This window comes from Shimia marina (assembly GCF_001458175.1).
Classification (GTDB): domain Bacteria; phylum Pseudomonadota; class Alphaproteobacteria; order Rhodobacterales; family Rhodobacteraceae; genus Shimia; species Shimia marina.
In genome coordinates, this window is sequence record NZ_CYPW01000027.1 from 411124 (window position 1) to 431720 (window position 20597).

Genomic DNA, 20597 nt, shown 5'->3' on the forward strand with positions numbered 1-20597 from the left:
ACCTGCCATGCCTTCCGCCCTCAAATCTGCCCGCGACATCAGCTATGCCTATTCCGCCCAGACCCGCAGTGGGCGGGCGATGATCCGTATGATGGAAAACTCCACGGGACGTTTGAGGCTGATCAAACGTGCGCGTGGCTATGAGGATGAAGTGGCCGCCGGACGTGACTTTTGGGAAGTCATGCGTGAGCGGTATGGGCTGACGCTGGATGTGATTGGTGGATCGCTCAGCAATATTCCAAAGACCGGCCCGCTGATCATGATTGCAAACCATCCTTATGGTATTCTGGATGGGTTGATGATGGGGCATATCCTGAGTGAGACACGCGGAGATTTTCGCATTCTGGCACATCAGGTGTTTCGCAAGGCTGAAGATCTCAACCGTATCATTTTGCCGATCAGCTTTGATGACACCAAAGAGGCGGTGAAGCTCAATCTGCAAACCCGCAAGACCGCGTTGGACTATCTGGCGCAGGGCGGTGCGATGGGCATCTTTCCGGGGGGCACCGTCTCGACCGCAGAGCGGCCTTTTGGCACGCCGCTTGATCCGGGCTGGCGCGGGTTCACGGCGCGGATGGTGGCGAAATCTGAGGCGACGGTGGTGCCGGTGTATTTTGACGGCCACACCAGCCGTTTGTTTCAGATTGCAAGCCACCTGCATTATACGTTGCGCATGGGATTTTTGATCCGGGAGTTCAAAAAACGCGTGGACACGCCGGTGCGGGTGGTGATTGGTGAGCCACTTGATGCCGATGCGCTTAAGCGCCGCGCGCAAGACACTAAGGCGCTCATGGACTTTCTGCGACACAGCACCTATTCTTTGTCGCCAAAGCCGATTGCCAATTTGGGCTACGGCTATGAGTTTGAAGAAAAATATCGGGCCTGACATAGACATTAGGCCCAAGAGGCGGATTGAGGTGTGTCGTGGCAGTTGGACTTTTTGACAGTGGGCTTGGTGGGCTGACCGTTTATGACGCGGTGAGTAAACGTTTGCCGGATGTGCCCTTGGTGTATTTTGGCGACAATGCCCATGCGCCTTATGGGGTGCGCGATGCGGATGATGTGTACAACCTGACCACCTCGGCGGTGGAGCGCATGTGGGATGCGGGCTGTGATCTGGTCATTCTGGCCTGTAACACCGCAAGCGCGGCCGCCCTGCGCCGGATGCAGGAAAGCTGGATCCCCAGTGACAAACGTGTGTTGGGGGTGTTTGTGCCGCTGATTGAGGCGCTGACGGAACGCAGCTGGGGCGACAACAGCCCGCCGCGTGAAGTGGAAGTGAAACATGTGGCGCTGTTTGCAACGCCGGCCACGGTGGCCAGCCGTGCGTTTCAGCGCGAGTTGGCGTTTCGCGCAATTGGCGTGGATGTAGAGGCGCAGGCCTGTGGGGGCGTAGTGGACGCCATTGAAGACGGGGATCTGATCCTTGCCGAAGCTTTGGTGCGCAGCCATGTGGACGCGTTGCAACGCAAGATGCCTGAGCCGCAGGCAGCGATTTTGGGCTGTACCCATTACCCTCTGATGCATGACACGTTTCAAGATGCTTTGGGGGCGGACGTAAAAGTGTATAGTCAGGCCAATCTGGTGGCAGATTCGCTGGCGGACTATCTGGAGCGGCATCCGAAAATGATCGGTGAAGGCAAAGACAATCTGTTTCTGACAACAGGCGATCCCCGCAAGGTGAGTGATCGCGCCACCCAGTTTTTGCGACGACAAATCAGCTTTCAGGCGGCCTGAACACCGCTGATGCACACAAAGGGCTGCGACCTGCGGGCGCAGGCCCTCGCAATCACATGTATTTCGGATTATTTACCCCGTAGATGACGGGGCGACCGCGTGGAAGCTGCGGTCTGATGAAGGGAAGAGGTCGAAGAGATGACCCATAAAATCGCTATTCTTGGCGCCAGTGGCTACACCGGGGCAGAGCTTGTCCGGTTGATTGCCACCCACCCATCCATGGAAATTGTGGCTTTGTCCGCCGATCGTAAAGCAGGCATGGAAATGGCGGCGGTGTTTCCGCATTTGCGCCACCTGTCACTGCCAACACTTTGCAAGATTGATGAGATTGATTTTGCCGATGTTGATCTGTGTTTCTGTGCCTTGCCCCATGCCACATCTCAAAAGGTTATCAAAGCTTTACCGTCGGATGTGAAAGTTGTGGATCTGAGTGCTGATTTCCGGCTGCGCGACCCTGAGGAATACGCGAAATGGTATGGCGGTCAGCATGATGCGCTCGAAATTCAGAAAGAGGCTGTCTATGGCCTGACGGAATTTTACCGCGACGAGATCAAAGCGGCGCGGGTTGTGGCGGGCACAGGCTGCAACGCGGCCACAGGTCAGTTTGCGTTGCGTCCGCTGATTGAAGCGGGTGTGATTGATCTTGATCAGATCATTCTGGATCTGAAATGTGCAGTCTCTGGCGCAGGGCGGTCCTTGAAAGAGAACCTGCTGCATGCGGAGTTGAGCGAAGGTTATCATGCCTATGCCGTGGGCGGCACGCATCGGCATCTGGGCGAGTTTGATCAGGAGTTTTCCAAGATCGCAGGCCGTGAGGTGAAGGTGCAATTTACGCCCCATCTGGTGCCTGCAAACCGGGGCATTCTGGCGACGGTCTATGTGCAGGGCGATGCGGCAGAGATCCATGCGACTCTTGTGGCGGCATATGGGGAGGAACCGTTCATTGAGGTGCTGCCCTTTGGCGAAGCGCCAAGCACGCGCCATGTGCGTGGCTCTAACTTCTGCCATATCGGTGTGAGTGGGGACCGGATCGAAGGGCGCGCCATTGTGATTGCGGCGCTGGACAACCTGACCAAAGGCTCCAGCGGGCAGGCGTTGCAGAACGCCAATCTGATGTTGGGTGAGGAAGAGACGGCTGGCCTGATGCTGGCCCCTTGCTTCCCGTAAATTGCGCGTACGCGCCAGAGAGGAAAGATGAAGAGCCTCAAAAAGCAACGCCGGGTGCAGGTGATTATCCTGACCTTCGTAGCCCTGATCGTATCCACGGCCCTGATTGGCTATGCGATGCGCGATGGCATCAATTTCTTCCGCTCTCCGTCGCAGGTGGTGGCTGAGCCACCTGCGGCCAATGAGGTGTTTCGCATTGGCGGCCTTGTGGAGGATGGCTCTCTTGTGCGTGAAGAAGGTGAAACTGTGCGGTTTTCTGTGACAGATGGCGGTGCCTCGGTGCCAGTGACCTTTACCGGCATCCTGCCGGATCTGTTCAAGGAAAACGAAGGCATGGTGGGTACGGGATCCTATGTGGATGGGGTGTTTGTAGCGACCGAAATCCTCGCCAAACATGATGAGACCTACATGCCCAAAGAGGTGGTGGATGCGCTCAAGGAGCAGGGTGTCTATCAACACTATGAAGAGGGTGATGGCTGATCATTTTTGTTTGTTTCCATGAATTTAACCCCCGCCGGCCACGCCTGCGGGGGTTTTTGTTGCAACAGCAGCGCGCGCCGCGCTTGGGGGGATTTAAGGCCAGACCAGGAGACTGAATGGGTATCGCATTCAGGAGGTCGGCATGGTGGACGTGCGGCAAATTGCAAAAGAGATCGTGGCGCGGGAAGGTGGATTTGTGAATGACCCGGATGATCCGGGCGGGGCGACCAAGCATGGGGTGACCTTGGCGACAGCGCGTCGTTTGGGGCTGGACAAAGACGCAGACGGAGATGTGGACATTGATGATGTGCGCCGGTTGACGCCGCAGGACGCAGAGCAGGTGTTTTTGCGGCACTACTATCACAGACCCAAGATCGACCAACTTCCGGAGGTGCTACAGGCGTCGGTGTTTGACATGTATGTCAATGCCGGGGCGCATGCGGTGAGAATATTGCAGCGGCTCTTGGGACAGATGGGGCAGAAAGTGGCTGTGGATGGGCAGATTGGCCCACAAACCATAGGCGCGGCGCAGGCGGCGGCAGCTGCGGCGCCCCATCATCTGGCCGATGCCTATGGGATTGCGCGGCGTAATTACTATTTTCGTCTGGCCGACAAGCGCCCCAAGTTGCGCAAGTTTGCGCGTACGCGTGCAGGCAACAAAGGGGGCTGGATCAAACGGGCGGAGAGTTTCATTTCGCCGCGCTATCATCTTAATGCACGTGAATTTCAGCAGCGGGTGGCGGCATGGGGATGATCGAGCGGCTTTTGTCTTTTGTGTTCGGCGGCGGGCGCAATGTGATTGCAGAAACGGCTGAGGTGTTTCGGGAAAATGCCGACGCTGGAGCACAGCGCGCGCAGAGTGTTCAGGTAGCGGCAATGCAGGCCCATGCGGCGGAGTTTGCGCAGGGTGAACGTGGACGATTTGACCGGATCATGGATGGGATCAACCGGTTGCCACGCCCAGCGATGGCGCTGGGATGTCTTGGGCTGTTTGGGGCGGCTATGGTCAACCCGGATTGGTTTGCAGCACGCATGCAGGGGATAGCCTTGGTGCCTGAGCCCTTGTGGTGGCTTTTGGGTGTGGTGGTGAGTTTCTACTTTGGTGCGCGCCATCAGGCAAAGGGACAGGAATTTCAGCGTGTTATGTCGCACTACGTCATGCGCTCCAGTGCCGATGCTGGTCGTCAGTCACTTGAGGCGAGCGATGGCGGTGACAATCCGGCACTGCGGGCGTGGCAGGAGAGACAGGATCGCGTGCGTGAGCGTTGAGGGTGCGGCGCGGGGCCGCAACAAAGTGATCGTCTGATTGACGCAAATGGCATTGGCCCCGCCTGAGCCGCACTCTATATTGGCGTCATGATAATCGAGCTCGGCCATTTTGCACTGATCCTAGCCGCCGTCACCGCTTTGGTGCAGGCGATTGTTCCTCTTATTGGCGCGCAAATGCGCTGGCCCGGCTGGATGGCCGTGGCTGAACCTGCGGCGGGGGTGCAGTTTGTCTTCACTCTGTTCAGCTTTGCCGCGCTGACCTACGCCTTTGTCACCTCTGATTTCTCGCTGAATCTTGTCACGGCCAACTCACATACGTTGAAGCCGATGCTCTATAAAATCAGCGGGGTCTGGGGAAATCATGAAGGTTCCATGCTGCTCTGGGTGCTGATCCTGACATTGTTTGGGGCCTGTCTGGCATGGTTTGGAGGCAATCTGCCCCCCGGCATCCGCGCCCGTGCGCTTGCGGTGCAGGGCTCTGTGGCGGTGGCGTTTTTTGCCTTTATCCTGTTCACCTCCAACCCGTTTGAGCGCATGGAGGTGGTGCCGTTTGATGGGCGTGACCTGAACCCGCTGTTGCAGGATGTGGGCCTCGCTTTGCATCCGCCGTTTCTCTATCTGGGCTATGTTGGGCTTTCGATGGCCTTCTCCTTTGCCATTGCCGCGCTGATTGAGGGCCGCGTGGATGCGGCCTGGGGACGGTGGGTGCGCCCGTGGACATTGGCGGCCTGGGTGTTTCTGACCATCGGCATCGCGCTTGGTTCGTGGTGGGCTTATTATGAGCTGGGCTGGGGTGGTTTCTGGTTCTGGGATCCGGTGGAGAATGCCTCTTTTATGCCATGGCTTCTGGCAGCGGCGCTGTTGCATTCAGCCATTGTGGTGGAGAAGCGCGAGGCGCTTAAAAGCTGGACCATCCTGCTGGCGATCATGGCCTTTAGTTTCTCTCTGATCGGGACCTTTATTGTGCGCTCTGGTGTGATCACCTCGGTGCATGCCTTTGCCAATGATCCTGAGCGGGGGGTATTTATTCTGGCCATTCTGGCGTTGTTCACGGGCGGCGGGCTGACGCTTTTTGCTGCGCGGGCAAGTGCGATGGAAGCCAAAGGTGTGTTTGGCGTGGTCAGCCGCGAAAGCGCGCTGGTGCTGAACAATATCCTGCTGGCGGTGAGCTGTTTTGTGGTCTTCATTGGCACCATCTGGCCGTTGGTGAGCGAGATGTTCTTTGATCGTAAGCTGAGCGTGGGGCCGCCTTTCTTCAATATGGCCTTCACGCCGTTTATGGTGCTTTTGGGAGCGATTTTGCCGATCGGGGCGATGCTGCCGTGGAAGCGCGCCAAGTTGGATCGGGTTGTGAAGCCGCTGATCCCGGCTCTGGTGCTGGCGCTGGCCATTGGTGGGCTGGCTTGGGCGATGCAAAGTGGGCGCTCTTTGCTGGGGCCGATTGGTCTGTTTCTTGGGGCCTGGCTGGTCTTTGGTGCGGGCGTGGACCTGATGTCGCGTACCGGACGCGGAGCGGTGACGGAACGGCTTGCGCGACTGGGCCGTTTGCCACGGGCCGACTGGGGCAAGGCGGTGGCGCATGCGGGCTTTGGCATCACCATGCTGGGCGTAGCCGGGTTGATGGCCTGGGAGCAGGAAGACATCCGCGTGGCGCAGCTGAATGAACCTTATGTGGTTGGCAAATATGAAATCACATTGGAGCAGGTGCGCGAGGTGGAAGGACCAAACTATCTGAGCACCATGGCGGATATCCGTGTGCGCCAAGATGGTCGGGAGATCGCGCTGTTGCATCCTGAAAAGCGGGTCTATCCGGTGGCAGGCATGCCCACCACCGAAGCGGCGATTGACTATCGCCCCATGCGCGACGTCTATCTGGCGATTGGGGATGCGCAGGCAGGCGGGGCCTATACTGTGCGGACCTACATCAAACCTCTGACCAACTGGATCTGGCTCGGCTCCGCTCTGATGGCGCTGGGGGGCTGCCTGAGCCTGACAGACCGCCGCTATCGGGTGGCCGCCGGCGCGCGTAAGGCGCCAAAAGCGGGAGTGCCGGCAGAATGATGCGGGGAATGCAAACTTTGAAAGCCCTTGTGCTGGCCGGGGCATGTGTTCTGGGCGCGGCTGCGCCAGCTTTGGCGGTTCAACCGGATGAGGTTCTGGCTGATCCTGCGCTGGAAGAACGGGCGCGGGTGATTTCCAAAGATCTGCGCTGTCTGGTGTGTCGCAATGAGAGCATTGATGAATCCAACGCCCAGTTGGCGCGGGATTTGCGCATATTGGTGCGCGAGCGCCTTGTGGCCGGGGACAGCAATGTGCAGGTCGTTGATTTTGTTGTGGATCGCTATGGCGAATATGTGCTGTTGCGCCCACGCACAAGTGGGACGAATATCCTGCTGTATGCTGCCGGGCCGGTGATGTTGCTTTTGGCGTTGGGTATGGGATTTGCCTATACACGCCGCCGCTCACAGGCGCGCAGCGCAACCGAACGGGGCTTAAGTGCCGAGGAGCAGGCGCGCCTGAGTGAAATCCTGAAGGAGTGATTTGGGGTTCATGACGCGCATATAAGAGCGGGCTGTCGGAATAAGGCAGCGGGCGGAGGGGATTTATGGAATACCAAACCATTTTGTATGAGCTTGCGGACAATGTCGCGACAGTGACATTGAACCGGCCAGAGACTTTGAATGCTCTGACCCAGCAGATGCGCGCAGAGATCACCCATGCATTGGGTGTGGCGGGCAAAGAGGCGCGTGTTGTGGTCTTGACCGGTGCGGGCAAGGCGTTTTGCTCTGGTCAGGATCTGGGGGATGGCTCCAGCGCGGCCAATCTCGATCTGGAGCGCACGCTGCGTGATGAGTACCTGCCGATGATCAGGGCCATTCGGGAGTGCCCCGTCCCCACCATTTGTGCCGTGAATGGACCAGCAGCCGGAGCGGGCGCGAACCTTGCTCTGTCAGCGGATGTGGTGATCGCCAAGGAAAGCGCCTATTTTATGCAGGCGTTTTCGCGTATTGGCCTGATGCCGGATGCTGGGGGCACCTATGAGTTGCCGCGATCCATGGGCGCGGCCAAGGCCATGGGAGCTGCGCTGTTTGCAGATAAAATCACGGCCCGTCAGGCAGATGACTGGGGTATGATCTGGGAAGCGGTTGCCGATGAGGCGTATAGTGCTCAGGTAGAGGCGCGGGCGACCTATCTGGCGAATGGTCCGACGCTGGCCTTTAAGGAAATCAAACGCACCATTCAGGAAAGCTATGGCAATGACTGGGGGGCGCAGATGGCTCAGGAAGCCAAGCGTCAGGGCAAATTGGGCAAGACGCGTGACTTCAAGGAAGGCGTAGTGGCCTTTCTGGACAAACGCCCCGCGAAATACGAGGGGCGCTGAGCTTAGCGTTCTTTCAGGCGTTTCATAAGGGCCAGCGCTTCGGGCGTTGGCCTTTGTTCTGTGCGACGATAGACGCGCCCATCAATCGTGCGTGTGGCCAGCTTATGGTCGATCAGAGAGCGCCGCAAAAGTACATGATCGTCAAAGCCAAGGCCAGCTTTGAGCACCTCATTGACCTGCTTTTCGGTGAGATCCTGATGCGCAGGCAGGCGTGCCCAGAAAGGCCAGAGACACAGCCCTTGCACTTTGGTCCATTTGGGCCAGCGATTCATGCGGCCGTTTTCATCAAACACACGCAGCGCCCGTTTGAGGGCGAGCTCATCCAAGGTGGGCGCAGTGGCGTTTGTGTCTGCTTTGAGATGTTGATGGTTCTGAAATCCTGCGGCTTTGGCCACCAGCGTTAACATGGTGGCATGTCCGGGCAGGCTGTCCCGATCTGACAAAGCAGCGCGCAGGGTTTTGGTGAAGGCGGAAACATCCGCCACATAAAGAGGGGTCACGTCTTTAGACATGAGGGCATCCTTTTGAAATCGTGCATCCCGATAAGGCCGGGGTCGATGGCCGCCCTTGTCGACGGCACGTGCAAAAGTATGCTGTCGATGATGTGTCTGGCAGGTTTAGCGAAGTCATATGACCGGCGGCGCCTGGGTGAACTGCGGACCCTGAGACAAGAGGTACGCGCAAGCCGGTGAAAACGCAAGAGGGGCCATGGCCGACGTGTTGTGCGGCCATGGCGCTATAGAGATCAGGTCAGGGTGACGGCGCTCAGCACAACGTCACTGGCAAAGAAGGGGCCGCCGTCGCCTTGTACGCGCAGCACAAGCTGACCATCCGCATAAACAAGCGTTTCATTGTTTTCACTGCCCAGCGTGATGGTTGGTGGGGTTTCGCCCGCCGGATAGAGTACGGAGATGGTGTCATCTTCTTCGTTAAAGTCTGTCACCAGAGGCACGTTGTCTTCGTCATCGACCCAATGGCCCACGTCAAAATCGTCGTCGCCTTCGCCGCCTGTTGCGACGTCGCCTTCGCCCAAGAGCAGGGTGTCATCACCTTCACCGCCATCAAGCACATTGGCTTCGGCCGTTGTGGGCACTTCAAATCTCAGCGGGCTGGAGGGGGTGCGATCATCGTGACGGTCGGCGATTTCCAGATCGCGGTTGGTGATATCTGCGCCCACCAGATCGTCATCACCAGGGCCGCCATAAAGCGTGTCATTGCCTGCGGCACCATAGAGAACATCGTCGCCACGCCCGCCATGGAGTTCGTCATCGCCGTTGCCGCCGAACAGCTCATCTGTGCCGGTTTGGCCATAGAGGGAATCTTCGCCATCGCCCCCCAGCAGGAAGTCGATACCATCCCGGCCACGCAGGCTGTCATCGCCGTCTTGGCCAGACAGAATATCGGGGCCGTTTGTGCCAAAGATCTGCTCATCACTGTCATTGCCGGAGATCAGTTCACCAACTTCACCATCGCGCTGAATTGGGGTCCGTTCATCGCTTGGCTCCGGGCTTCCGGTGCTCTCATCAGAATCGTCACTGTCAAATGCACCCACCATTGCACCCACGGCAACACCGGTCAAAAGGAGGCTTAACATCAGCATGGTCTTCGTCCTTGCACGTCGCAACGCCTCAGCGCCACGTCTTGAATTTGGGTCTGAAGCGTCTTGCTGAAAATGAGGCAGACGCGTTTGGGTGCACAGTCAAACATTCTGTTCAAAATAATGCGTATGTGTGATGGACCGCTTCGGCGGTCTTGATTGGGTGGAAACCTGCAAAAACACGCTAAAGGTGTCAAGACTTTGAGGGAAATTCGCCAAAAATCGGGATCAATGGCCCAGGATCAAACGGATTGTTTCTCACAAACGGTGGCCATAAAAAAACGCGCCGAAATCCGGCGCGTTTGGTGTTTTGCATGTCAGCGCGTGATCAGCGGTTTTCGATGTCCGCATAGGAGCGCACGTCTTCGCCGAGATAAAGCTGACGTGGGCGACCGATTTTATGCGCCGGATCGGAAAGCTGTTCTTTCCACTGAGAAATCCAGCCCACGGTGCGGGACAGCGCGAAGATCGGTGTGAACATCGACGTTGGGAAGCCCATCGCTTCCAGAATGATGCCGGAGTAGAAGTCCACATTCGGGAAGAGCTTCTTGTCCTTGAAGTAAGGATCGTTGAGCGCGATGTGCTCCAGCTCTTTGGCGACCTGCAGCAGCGGGTTGTCTTCGACACCCAGCAGTTCCAGCACTTCGTCGGCGCTTTCTTTCATCACGGTCGCGCGTGGGTCCATGTTTTTGTAAACACGGTGGCCAAAGCCCATCAGGCGGAACGGATCGTTCTTGTCTTTGGCGCGGGCGATATACTCAGGGATGCGATCCACGGAACCGATCTCTTTGAGCATTTCCAGGCAGGCTTGGTTTGCGCCACCATGTGCCGGACCCCAGAGGCAAGCGATGCCCGCTGCGATACAGGCAAATGGGTTTGCGCCGGAAGAAGAGGCCAGACGTACGGTGGAAGTCGATGCGTTCTGTTCGTGATCCGCGTGCAGGGTGAAGATACGGTCCATCGCGCGGGACAGGATCGGGTTCACCTCATAGTCTTCGGCTGGCACTGCAAAGCACATGCGCAGGAAGTTTGAAGCGTAGTCCAGATCGTTGCGTGGGGACACAAACGGCTGACCGATGGTGTATTTATAGGCCATGGCCGCGATGGTTGGCATCTTTGCGATCAGACGATGAGAGGCGATCTCACGCTGACGTGGGTCATTGATGTCGGTGCTGTCATGATAGAAGGCGGACATGGCACCCACAACACCGACCATGATGGCCATTGGGTGTGCATCGCGACGGAAACCGCGGAAGAAGTTCACCATCTGCTCGTGCAGCATTGTGTGACGGGTGATGGTGCTTTCGAAATCTTCCAGTTCTGCGGCGGTTGGCAGGGCACCGTAAAGCAGCAGGTAGCAGACTTCGAGATAGTGGGATTTGCCCGCCAGATCTCCGATTGGGTAGCCACGGTGGGTCAGGATACCTTCTTCACCGTCGATATAGGTGATGGTGGATTCACAGGAGGCGGTGGAGGTGAAGCCGGGATCATAGGTAAAGACGCCCGCCTGACCGTAGAGTTTGCGGATATCCAACACATCCGGACCGGATGTCGGCGAGTAGACCGGCAAGTCGTAAGTCGCACCATCAATTGTGAGGGTGGCTGTTTTCTGAGTCTCGGACATGGCTCTTTCCCTTCTTCTCAAGCCGGGGTCGCGGATCGCCCCGGCGTTTTTTCTATGCTGCGGATTAAGGATACGTTACGCGCCCTCACTCCCCAGTGTCGTTGTCAGCAGCGTCTGTCAGACGTGCGAGCGTTTCATCGCGACCCAACACAAGCATCATGTCAAAGACGCTGGGGGTTGCGGCTCGGCCCGCCAGCGCAGCCCGGAGCGGGCCTGCCATCTTGCCGAACTTGATTTCCTTGGCTTCTGCAAAGCTGTTCATCACAGCCTCAAGCCCTTCACGGGTCCAGCTAGCATTTTGCAGCTGCGGCGTCAATTCAGTCAGTATACCACGGGATACTGAATCAAGGTTTTTGGCCGCTTTTGCCTCTACGTCAATTGGGCGGCTGGTCACGGCAAAGTGAGCTTTTTCAAGGAGATCGGGGAAAGTCTTGGCGCGGTCTTTGAGGCAGTAGAGCGCCTCCCGTAGTAATACGGTCTGCGCGTCGTTCAGGGCAGGCAGACCGGCTGCAGCCATATATTCAAGGGTTTCTTGCAGCAACGCAGCATCGTCGGCCACGGCCATGTGCTGACCGCAGATGTTTTCCAGCTTTTTGGTGTCAAAGCGGGCGGGGCTTTTGCCGATGCCGTTCAGATCAAACCATTCCTTGGCCTGAGCGTCAGTAAAGAATTCGTCATCTCCGTGACTCCATCCCAGTCGGGCGAGGTAGTTGCGCATGCCTGCCGCTGGGTAGCCCATGGCTTGATATTCCTGTGCTCCCAGTGCGCCATGGCGTTTGGAGAGCTTTTTGCCGTCTGCGCCGTGGATCAGAGGAATATGCGCATAGACCGGCAGATCCCAGCCCATGGCGGTGTAGATCATCATCTGACGTGCGGCATTGTTGAGGTGATCATCGCCCCGGATCACATGGGTCACGCCCATATCATGGTCATCAACAACTACCGCCAGCATGTAAACGGGCGTGCCATCGGAACGTAACAGGATCATGTCATCCAGTTGATCGTTACGAATGGTCACATCGCCCTGAACCTGATCGCGGATCACGGTGTTGCCCTCACGCGGGGCCTTGATGCGGATCACATAGGGTGCGTCGGGATGTGTGGCTGGATCGGCATCGCGCCAGGGGCTGTGATAGAGCGTTGATTTGCCTTCGGCGCGGGCCTGATCACGGAAGGCGGCGATTTCTTCCTGTGTGGCGAAACACTTGTAAGCCTTGCCTTCGGAGAGAAGTTGCTGTGCCACTTCGGCGTGGCGGGCGGCGCCGTTAAACTGGCTGACGACCTCGCCGTCATGATCCAGACCAAGCCATTGCATGCCTTGCAAAATGGCATCCGTGGCCTCTGGCGTGGAGCGTTCGCGATCGGTGTCTTCGATGCGCAGGAGGAACTTGCCGCCGCGGCCACGGGCATAAAGCCAGTTGAACAGCGCCGTGCGCGCGCCACCAATATGCAGATAGCCGGTGGGCGAAGGGGCGAAACGGGTGACGACCTGGCCTGTCATAGCGGGCTTAACCTTTCAGTAACCATGGGTGATTTAGCGTTGAGCACTGTCTAGCGACACGGTCGGGAGAGGACAAGGCTTGCGCATCGTCGCATCCCTGCGTCTGTCCCTGTTGGCACAGCGCGGGCATCTGTTTTGTTGGGTGCCGGTCTGTCTGGCAATGGGGATTGGGCTTTATTTTGTGGTGCCCGTGGAGCCAAGCGGCACCCTGTTGATCAGTGCGGGCGCAGTCTTTCTCTTTTTAGCGATTTTCAAATGGCGCCGGGAGGCGGATCTGGCGGCGGCGATCTGGGCGCTTGCGCTGATTGCAGGGGGATTTGCTCTGGCTGGAGCGCGCGCACATGGCGTTGCGGGGCCGGTTTTGCAGTGGCGGTATTATGGGCCAATTGAAGGACGGGTCGTGAAAATTGACCGCTCCGCCTCGGAGGCGTTGAGGCTTACATTGGCGCAGGTGCGGCTTGGCGAAGTGCCCCCGGATGAGACGCCCCGGCATGTGCGGGTGGCCTTACATGGGGAGCAGAGTGGCGTCGTGCCAGCGGCGGGCATGCTGGTGGGGCTGACCGGGCATCTGGCACCGCCGTCCGGGCCGGTGGAGCCCGGTGGCTTCGATTTTCAGCGTCATGCCTGGTTTCAGAAGATTGGGGCGGTCGGCTATACGCGCAGCCCAGTGGTGCGTCTGGATCCTACGCCGATCCGGGGCAGTATTTATGGGCTGCGCATGTGGATTTCCGCAGAGGTGCAGGCGCGCATGCCACAGGATGTGGCCGGGGTTGCGGCGGCGATCACCACGGGGGATCGATCTGCCATTCCCAAGGCGGTGACCGAGGCGCTGCGCGGGGCCAATCTGGCGCATTTGCTCGCCATTTCTGGGCTGCATATGGGGCTGTTGGCCGGGTTTGTTTTTGGCGCGGTGCGGTTCACTGTGGCGCTGTTTCCCTGGCTGGGGCTGCGGGTGAATGGCAAGAAAATTGCTGCTGGTGTGGCGATGATGGCGGCGGGGGCCTATTTGTTGCTGTCCGGCAGCAGCGTGTCCACGGAGCGCGCCTTTGTGATGACGGCAGTGGTTTTGCTTGCGGTGCTGCTGGATCGACGGGCCTTGACCCTGCGGGCGGTGGCGCTGGCGGCGGTGCTGGTGCTGTTGATGCGGCCAGAGGCGTTGCTGGGGCCGGGATTTCAGATGTCCTTTGCGGCGACCGCGGCTTTGGTGGGAATATTTGGCTGGATTCGCGACAGCGGCTGGCGTCTTGGGCCGTGGTGGCTGCGCCCGATTTTGGCGGTGATGATCTCCTCTCTGGTGGCAGGATTGGCCACTGCGCCGATTGCGGCCATGCATTTCAATCTGGTGGCGCATTATGGTCTGCTGGCCAATGTGATTTCCGTGCCGGTGATGGGGCTTTTGGTGATGCCAAGCGCGGTGATGGCGGCTGTGCTGGCTCCGCTGGGGCTTGAATCGCTGCCCCTGTGGGTGATGACGCAGGGATTACGCTGGATCTTGTCGGTGGCCGCTTTTGTCAGTGGGCTTGAGGGGGCGCAGGGCATGGTGAAAGGCGGCGGTCGATGGGCCTTGCCGCTGCTGGCGATGGGCGGCGTCATTGTATTGCTGTGGCAGGGGCGGGGGCGATGGGGTGGCGTGCCGCTTATGCTGGCGGCGGCTTTGGTCTGGGTGTTGACCCCTCGGCCGGATGTGCTGATTTCGGATACGGCCGGGCTTGTTGGGGTTCTGACAGACAAGGGGCGGGCCTTGTCAAAACCCAGCGGGCAGGGGTTTGTGGCGCGCAATTGGTTGGAAAATGACGGGGTGCTTCTGGCGCAGGAGGGGGCGGCCAAGCTTTGGGAGGATGTGCAGCCCTTGCCCCATCTGGGCGCGGTTCAGCATGTGGTGGGGAAACGTGGATTGGCGCAGTTTTCGGGCTGTGCGCCGGAGGCTCTGGTGATTTCGTCAGTGCCGTTTGACGCGCCTGTGCCCTGTCAGGTGTTGGATGTAGAGGATTTGAAGGACAGTGGTGCGATTGCGGTGTTTCTCACAGAAACGGGTGTCACACTAAAAACGGCCCGCCAGGTGGCAGGCCGTCGCCTTTGGAATGATGCAGAGATCCGCGCAGAGTGGGGGCATCAATAGGTGCGGATCAGCCCGACAAGTTTGCCCTGAACCTTGACCTTATCTTCGGGATAGACGCGGGTTTCATAGGCGGGGTTGGCCGCCTCCAAAGCAATTGAGGCCCCTTTGCGATGGTAGGTTTTCAGTGTCGCTTCCTGATCTTCGACCAGCGCGACCACGATGTCACCGTTGTCAGCGGCGTTGGTTTCGGAAATGATCACCACATCGCCATTGTTGATGCCGGCGTCGATCATGGAGTCGCCTTTGACCTCCAGCGCGTAGTGATTTTGCCCCACAGAGAGCATTTGTCCGGGCACGGCCACGTGATGGTCCACATGGCTGATCGCCTCAATCGGGACACCCGCAGCAATCTTGCCCATCACCGGCAGTTCGCGGGCAAAGAGCTGTACCTCATCTGGGGTGATATTGGCCGGTTTGGCCGGAGAGGGATGCGGCCCGTCGATGACTTTGGGTGTGAAGCCCGCCGCTGTGGGCGCAGATGGGACACCACCCATGCTTTCCGGCAGTTTCACGATCTCAATTGCGCGGGCACGATGGGCCAGACGGCGAATGAAGCCACGCTCCTCCAGCGCAGTGATCAGCCGGTGGATGCCGGATTTTGAGCGCAGATCCAGCGCGTCTTTCATCTCATCAAAGCTGGGCGGCACACCATCACGTTGCAGGCGGGTGTGAATGAATTCCAGCAGGTCCAGTTGCTTCTTGGTCAACATGCTCGACGACCCCTTTATTAAACGTATTAACCTTGTTCTACGCATGTTCTCGTTTTGTGTCAAAACATTTTGAGAACATTGCGGAAACAATGCATGAAAATACGTTTGAATTCAATGAATTAAATCAAATTTGAATAAATTCCGCGGGGGTGCCTGCAGGCTGCTTTGCGGCATTTGGGGGGCAGACGATCAGCGCATTTGCCTCTGACAGGATGGTGAGAAGGGAGCTGTCCTGATTGCCGAAACTGTGCAGCTGACCGTCTTGCAGGCGGGCGCGCATGTAGTGTTCGCGGGGGCCATTGGCGGGCAGGGCTGTGGCAAGGGGGGCGGTCAGGCGTGGGCTTGGGGCTTCGCCGAGGCCAAGCATGGCACGGATCACCGGCAGCACAAAAACATGGCCGCAGACCATGGCGGACACCGGGTTGCCCGGCAGGCCGATCATCATCGCGCCATTGGCCATGCTGCCCGCCATCAGCGGCTTGCCGGGGCGCATGGCGATTTTGTAAAAGCGCCGACCCATACCGAGCTCTTGCGCCACATCCCCCACCAGATCGTGATCCCCCACAGAGGCCCCGCCAATGGTGATCAGCAGGTCTGCGTCATCAATCAGCTCAAACGCCATGCGGAGTGAGGCCTTGGTGTCTTTGGCAATCGGCAGCAGCCGGGCCTCAGCACCGGCGTTGCGCAACATGGCCTGTAGCCCGAAGCTGTTGGAGGCAATGATTTGATCCGGGTTTGGCGTTTCACCGGGCATGACCAATTCGTCGCCGGTCGACAGAATGGCCACCTTCGGGCGGCGCGTGACGGGCACCTCGGCGATGTTCATGGCCGCCATAAGCGCCACATCAGAGGGGCGCAGAAGGCGCGGGCCTTCAATGGTTTGACCGGTCTTAAAATCGCCCCCCGCAGGGCGGATATGGGTGCCTTTGTTGAGCCTGTCGGACAGGGTGATGACATCGCCTTTGCGGGTAACATCTTCTTGGATGATCACACGATCAACCCCATCGGGCACAGGCGCGCCGGTGAAAATGCGCACGGCCTCGCCCGGTTTGGCTGTGCCTGCGTAAGAATGACCTGCGGCTGCCTCGCCAATCACCTTGTAGCGCGCGCCGGGGACGACACCAGCAGCGCCAACGCCGTAGCCATCCATGGCAGAGGCGGCAAAAGGCGGCTGATCGCGGCGCGCGGTCACAGCAGAGGCCAGCACGCGCCCGTTGGCCAGACCCAGCGGGACGGTTTCCGTTTCCAACGAGGATGTCAGAGAGAACAGATGTGCGAGGGCCTCAGGTACGGAGATCATTTTGCTTCGTAACGTCCTGATTTTCCGCCGTCTTTCAGAATGACGCGGATGCCGCCGATTTCCATATCTTTGTCGACCGCTTTGGACATGTCATAGACCGTCAGGGCGGCAACATTGACCGCTGTGAGCGCTTCCATCTCAACACCGGTCTGGCCAGTGGTTTTTACGGTGGCTTCAATGCGCACGCCCGGAAGATCGGCATCCGGGGTCAGCTCTACCGCCACTTTGGTGATCGGCAGGGGATGGCACAGCGGGATCAGGTCAGAGCATTTCTTGGCACCCATAATACCCGCGAGGCGGGCAACGCCCAGAACGTCGCCTTTTTTGGCGCGCCCAGCAGCGATGATTTCATGAGTTTCTGGCGCCATTTTGACCCAGCCTTCGGCGGTGGCAATGCGAGATGTGACCGCTTTTTCTGAGACGTCGACCATATGGGCGTCGCCTTTGCCGTCAAAATGGGTGAGGCCTGAGCTCTGCGCGGCCATCACATGCCCCCCATGGCATTGAGCGGGTTGGCGAGAATGCTGCGGGTGGCGGCTGTGACATCTTCCTGTCGCATGAGACTTTCCCCAATCAGGAAGGTGCGCGCGCCGTAGCGGGCCATATCGGCCAGTTCCGCAGGTGTGTTCAGGCCGCTTTCACAGACAATCAGCCGGTCTTCGGGCACCAGTTTGGAGAGGGTGCGCGTGGTGTCCAGCGTGGTTTCAAAGGTTTTGAGGTTGCGGTTGTTGATGCCCATCAGAGGGGATTTCAACAGGCTAGCGCGCTCCAGCTCTTGTTGATCGTGGACTTCCAGAAGCACATCCATGTCCCAGCTGAAGGCAGCATCTTCGAGCTCTTGGGCCTGTGCATCGCTGACAGAGGCCAGAATGATCAGGATACAGTCCGCACCCAGCGCACGGGCCTCGGCGACCTGATAGGTGTCATACATGAAGTCTTTGCGCAGGGCGGGCAGGGTGGTAGCGTTGCGTGCTTCGGTGAGAAAAGATTTCTGCCCCTGAAAGCTTGGTGTGTCCGTCAGAACCGAAAGGCAGGTTGCGCCGCCCTCTTCATAGGCTTTGGCCAAGACAGGCGGATTGAAATCTTCGCGGATCAGCCCTTTTGAGGGGGAGGCTTTTTTGACTTCGGCAATGAGACCATAGCCGGAACGGCTGGCTTTGTGCAGCGCATCGGAAAAGCCGCGCGTGGGGCCAGCTTCGCGGGCCTCGGCTTCGACCGCTTCCAGCGGTTTGGCTGCTTTGTCAGCAGCGACCTCTTCAAGTTTGTAAGCCTTGATCTTGTCCAGAACGGTTTCGGTCATGGGTGCGTCCAGTTTATTTGCCGCTCGCCGCGATCAGCAAGCCAGGTGTTGATTTTGGAAAACGGGCGGGACCCGAAAAACCCGCGCCTTGCGGAGAGCGGAGAGGGGTGCGCCGTTTCAATCATCAGATGTTCAGCGCCATCTTTAGGCGCTTGAATGTGTGGTGCAAGCGTTTGTGCCTGTTTTCCCCAGAGAAGGAAGGCACAGGGCCTTTGGCGTGAGACCTCTGCAAGCACCTCATGGGTGAGGTCTTGCCAACCCAGCGCCTTGTGGCCATTGGCCTCACCGGCGGGCACGGTTAACACCGTGTTGAGCAACAGAACCCCCTGATCCGCCCAGAATCGCAGATCGCCTGTCTCGGGCGCGGTGCCGAGATCTTCGCGCAGTTCCTTAAAGATGTTGTTGAGCGAGCGCGGCAGAGGGCGCACATCCGGTTCCACAGAAAACGACAGCCCATGGGCGTGACCCGGGGTTGGGTAGGGATCTTGCCCCAAGATCACCACGCGCACATCCTGTGGAGCCACCCGCTCCAGCGCGGCGAAACGCTGTTCTGCGGGGGGCAGAATGTCACGCCTGTCAGCCAGGATCTGGGCCTGAAGCTTGGGCCAGCGGGTCTCAAAAAACGCCAGATGGGCCCAATTGGCAGGCGGTGTCATGGCGCTCACGCGGCGGTTGAAGTGATTTTGGCCAAGGCGGCAACCTTGGCTTTGGCGGCCCCGCTGTCGATGCTCTCGCGGGCTTTTTCAACGCCTTCGCGCAGGTCCGTTGCGGCATCGGCCACCACAAGCGCGGCAGCGCTGTTGAGCAGAACCGCATCGCGATAGGCGCCTGCGGCCCCATCAAGCAGCGCGCGAAAGGCATTGGCATTGTCCTCTGGCGTGCCGCCGACAATGGCTTCAAAAGGATGCACCGGCAGGCCTGCGTCTTCGGGGTGCAGCTCCACGTCTTTGATCTGGCCATCCGCTTCAAGCGCGCTGACCCAGCTGACACCCGTGATGGTCAATTCATCGGTGCCGTCAGATCCATGCACAAGCCAGGCGCGCTTGCTGCCCAATTGGCCCAGTGTTTCCGCCATCGGACGGATCAGGTCGCGGGTGAAAGCGCCTGTCAGCTGGCGTTTCACGCCTGCCGGGTTGGTCAGCGGGCCCAGAATGTTGAAAATGGTGCGGGTGCCCAGCTCGGCCCGTGTGGGCATCACATGGGCAATGGCCGGATGGTGCATGGGGGCCATCATGAAGGCGATGCCACATTGTGCGAGGGCTTTTTCAACCACCTCAGGGCCAACCATTACATTGATGCCCATCTGTGTCTGCACATCTGCGGTGCCGGATTTGGAGCTGAGGTTGCGGTTGCCGTGTTTGGCCACAGGCACGCCTGCGCCTGCCGTGACAAAAGCTGTAGCGGTGGAGATGTTAAGTGTGTGCTTGCCATCACCGCCGGTGCCGACGATGTCGATTGCGCCCTCTGGTGCGGTTACGGCGTTGCATTTTGCGCGCATAACAGCAGCAGCTGCGGCGTATTCATCGACAGTTTCCCCGCGTGTGCGCATGGCCATGAGCAGACCGCCCATCTGACTTGGGGTGGCTTCGCCTTCAAACAGCAGAGTAAAGGCGTCTTCGGCTTCGGCGCGGGTGAGCGGGCGCTCTGCGGCGGCGCCGATCAGAAACTTGATATCTGCGCTCATGCCGCCGCGCCTTTTTTGCTAGGCATCATGTCCAGAAAGTTCTTCAGCAGCGCGTGGCCGTGTTCAGAGGCGATGGATTCGGGATGGAATTGTACGCCGTGAATGGGCAGCTCTTTGTGCTGCAGGCCCATGATGGTGCCATCTTCAAGTTCGGCGGTGATTTCCAGACTGTCGGGCAGGGTGGCGCGATCCACCACCAGAGAGTGGTAGCGCGTGGCCTCAAACGGGGAAGGCAGGCCGGCAAACAGACCTTTGTTGGTGTGATGCATGGTGCCCATTTTGCCGTGTACGATTTCATGACACCGGACCACATCGCCGCCAAAGGCCTGACCGATTGTCTGATGACCGAGACAGACACCCATCAGCGGAATGCGCGTTTCTGCGGCGGCCTCAGTCAACGCCAGACAGATACCAGCCTGATCCGGGTCGCATGGACCGGGTGAGAGCAAAATTCCCGATGGGTTCATGCCCATTGCATCCTGAACAGTCAGCGCGTCATTTCGCCAGACCTGCACATCGGCGCCCATCTCGCCAAGATAATGCACAAGGTTGTAGGTGAAACTGTCGTAATTATCGATCAGAAGCAGCATTTTGTGGGTTCTTGTCCTAAAGATGCGAAAGGGGTGGAGGCCGAGGGCCTGCTCGCGGTATACATGCTCAGGCTTGGCCCGGAGGGTCAAGAGGGGCACAGGCAGGTTCGCCCCGTAAATTGGGAACAAACTCCCAA

The 20597-nt window shown here is 58.7% G+C and carries 21 protein-coding genes; 10 read left to right on the forward strand and 11 right to left on the reverse strand.

Annotated elements, in window-relative coordinates:
- Positions 1-7: 7 nt before the first annotated feature.
- From SHM7688_RS14620 to SHM7688_RS14660, 9 genes are all read left to right on the forward strand, one after another.
- Entirely contained in the window at positions 8-886 is an 879-nt protein-coding gene (locus SHM7688_RS14620) for a lysophospholipid acyltransferase family protein (RefSeq protein ID WP_058240672.1), read from the forward strand.
- A 38-nt stretch (positions 887-924) separates the two neighbouring features.
- Positions 925-1737 (forward strand): glutamate racemase, encoded by an 813-nt coding sequence (locus SHM7688_RS14625; protein ID WP_058240673.1) that lies wholly within the window; start codon positions 925-927, stop codon positions 1735-1737.
- Positions 1738-1875: 138 nt separating this feature from the next.
- Entirely contained in the window at positions 1876-2904 is a 1029-nt protein-coding gene (argC, locus tag SHM7688_RS14630; protein WP_058240674.1) for an N-acetyl-gamma-glutamyl-phosphate reductase, read from the forward strand.
- A 27-nt stretch (positions 2905-2931) separates the two neighbouring features.
- A complete protein-coding gene (gene ccmE / locus SHM7688_RS14635) occupies positions 2932-3384 on the forward strand; it encodes a cytochrome c maturation protein CcmE (protein WP_058240675.1) in 453 nt (150 codons plus the stop codon).
- Positions 3385-3526: 142 nt separating this feature from the next.
- A complete protein-coding gene (locus tag SHM7688_RS14640) occupies positions 3527-4138 on the forward strand; it encodes a holin-associated N-acetylmuramidase (RefSeq protein WP_058240676.1) in 612 nt (203 codons plus the stop codon).
- On the forward strand, positions 4129-4653 hold the full coding sequence (locus tag SHM7688_RS14645) for a holin family protein (protein ID WP_058240677.1): 525 nt from the start codon (positions 4129-4131) through the stop codon (positions 4651-4653). Before SHM7688_RS14640 ends, SHM7688_RS14645 begins: the two co-directional genes overlap by 10 nt.
- Before the next feature lie 87 nt (positions 4654-4740).
- Complete coding sequence (locus SHM7688_RS14650) at positions 4741-6714, forward strand: heme lyase CcmF/NrfE family subunit (protein ID WP_058240678.1); 1974 nt, start codon at positions 4741-4743, stop codon at positions 6712-6714.
- Between the two features lie 8 nt (positions 6715-6722).
- A complete protein-coding gene (locus tag SHM7688_RS14655; protein WP_223229188.1) occupies positions 6723-7193 on the forward strand; it encodes a cytochrome c-type biogenesis protein in 471 nt (156 codons plus the stop codon).
- A gap of 65 nt (positions 7194-7258) precedes the next feature.
- On the forward strand, positions 7259-8035 hold the full coding sequence (locus SHM7688_RS14660) for an enoyl-CoA hydratase-related protein (RefSeq protein ID WP_058240680.1): 777 nt from the start codon (positions 7259-7261) through the stop codon (positions 8033-8035).
- 2 nt (positions 8036-8037) lie between these two features.
- On the opposite strand, the gene SHM7688_RS14665 is transcribed toward SHM7688_RS14660, so the two are convergent.
- From SHM7688_RS14665 to gltX, 4 genes are all read right to left on the reverse strand, one after another.
- Positions 8038-8547, reverse strand: a complete 510-nt coding sequence (locus SHM7688_RS14665; RefSeq protein WP_058240681.1) for a DUF2087 domain-containing protein — start codon at positions 8545-8547, stop codon at positions 8038-8040.
- A gap of 233 nt (positions 8548-8780) precedes the next feature.
- Entirely contained in the window at positions 8781-9635 is an 855-nt protein-coding gene (locus SHM7688_RS14670; RefSeq protein WP_058240682.1) for a calcium-binding protein, read from the reverse strand.
- A gap of 325 nt (positions 9636-9960) precedes the next feature.
- Entirely contained in the window at positions 9961-11256 is a 1296-nt protein-coding gene (gltA, locus tag SHM7688_RS14675) for a citrate synthase (protein WP_058240683.1), read from the reverse strand.
- A gap of 85 nt (positions 11257-11341) precedes the next feature.
- Complete coding sequence (gltX, locus tag SHM7688_RS14680) at positions 11342-12757, reverse strand: glutamate--tRNA ligase (protein WP_058240684.1); 1416 nt, start codon at positions 12755-12757, stop codon at positions 11342-11344.
- A gap of 79 nt (positions 12758-12836) precedes the next feature.
- Between gltX and SHM7688_RS14685 the strand changes: the two genes are divergently transcribed.
- Positions 12837-14876, forward strand: a complete 2040-nt coding sequence (locus SHM7688_RS14685; RefSeq protein ID WP_058240685.1) for a ComEC/Rec2 family competence protein — start codon at positions 12837-12839, stop codon at positions 14874-14876.
- Here the strand turns inward: SHM7688_RS14685 and lexA are convergent.
- From lexA to SHM7688_RS14720, 7 genes are all read right to left on the reverse strand, one after another.
- Positions 14870-15586, reverse strand: coding sequence for a transcriptional repressor LexA (lexA, locus tag SHM7688_RS14690; RefSeq protein ID WP_058240686.1), 717 nt, complete (start codon positions 15584-15586; stop codon positions 14870-14872). The two genes, SHM7688_RS14685 and lexA, sit on opposite strands and share 7 nt — an antisense overlap.
- Positions 15587-15710: 124 nt before the next feature.
- Complete coding sequence (locus SHM7688_RS14695; protein ID WP_058240687.1) at positions 15711-16886, reverse strand: molybdopterin molybdotransferase MoeA; 1176 nt, start codon at positions 16884-16886, stop codon at positions 15711-15713.
- Positions 16883-17371: a cyclic pyranopterin monophosphate synthase MoaC gene (gene moaC, locus SHM7688_RS14700; RefSeq protein WP_058240688.1), complete on the reverse strand. Its 489-nt coding sequence runs from the start codon at positions 17369-17371 to the stop codon at positions 16883-16885. The genes SHM7688_RS14695 and moaC overlap by 4 nt, the downstream gene beginning before the upstream one ends.
- A complete protein-coding gene (trpC, locus tag SHM7688_RS14705; protein ID WP_058240689.1) occupies positions 17371-18186 on the reverse strand; it encodes an indole-3-glycerol phosphate synthase TrpC in 816 nt (271 codons plus the stop codon). The genes moaC and trpC overlap by 1 nt, the downstream gene beginning before the upstream one ends.
- Entirely contained in the window at positions 18183-18842 is a 660-nt protein-coding gene (locus tag SHM7688_RS14710) for a uracil-DNA glycosylase (RefSeq protein ID WP_058240690.1), read from the reverse strand. The genes trpC and SHM7688_RS14710 overlap by 4 nt, the downstream gene beginning before the upstream one ends.
- Positions 18843-18847: 5 nt before the next feature.
- A complete protein-coding gene (gene trpD, locus SHM7688_RS14715; RefSeq protein WP_058240691.1) occupies positions 18848-19870 on the reverse strand; it encodes an anthranilate phosphoribosyltransferase in 1023 nt (340 codons plus the stop codon).
- Positions 19867-20460, reverse strand: coding sequence for an anthranilate synthase component II (locus SHM7688_RS14720; RefSeq protein WP_058240692.1), 594 nt, complete (start codon positions 20458-20460; stop codon positions 19867-19869). The genes trpD and SHM7688_RS14720 overlap by 4 nt, the downstream gene beginning before the upstream one ends.
- Positions 20461-20597: the final 137 nt, after the last annotated feature.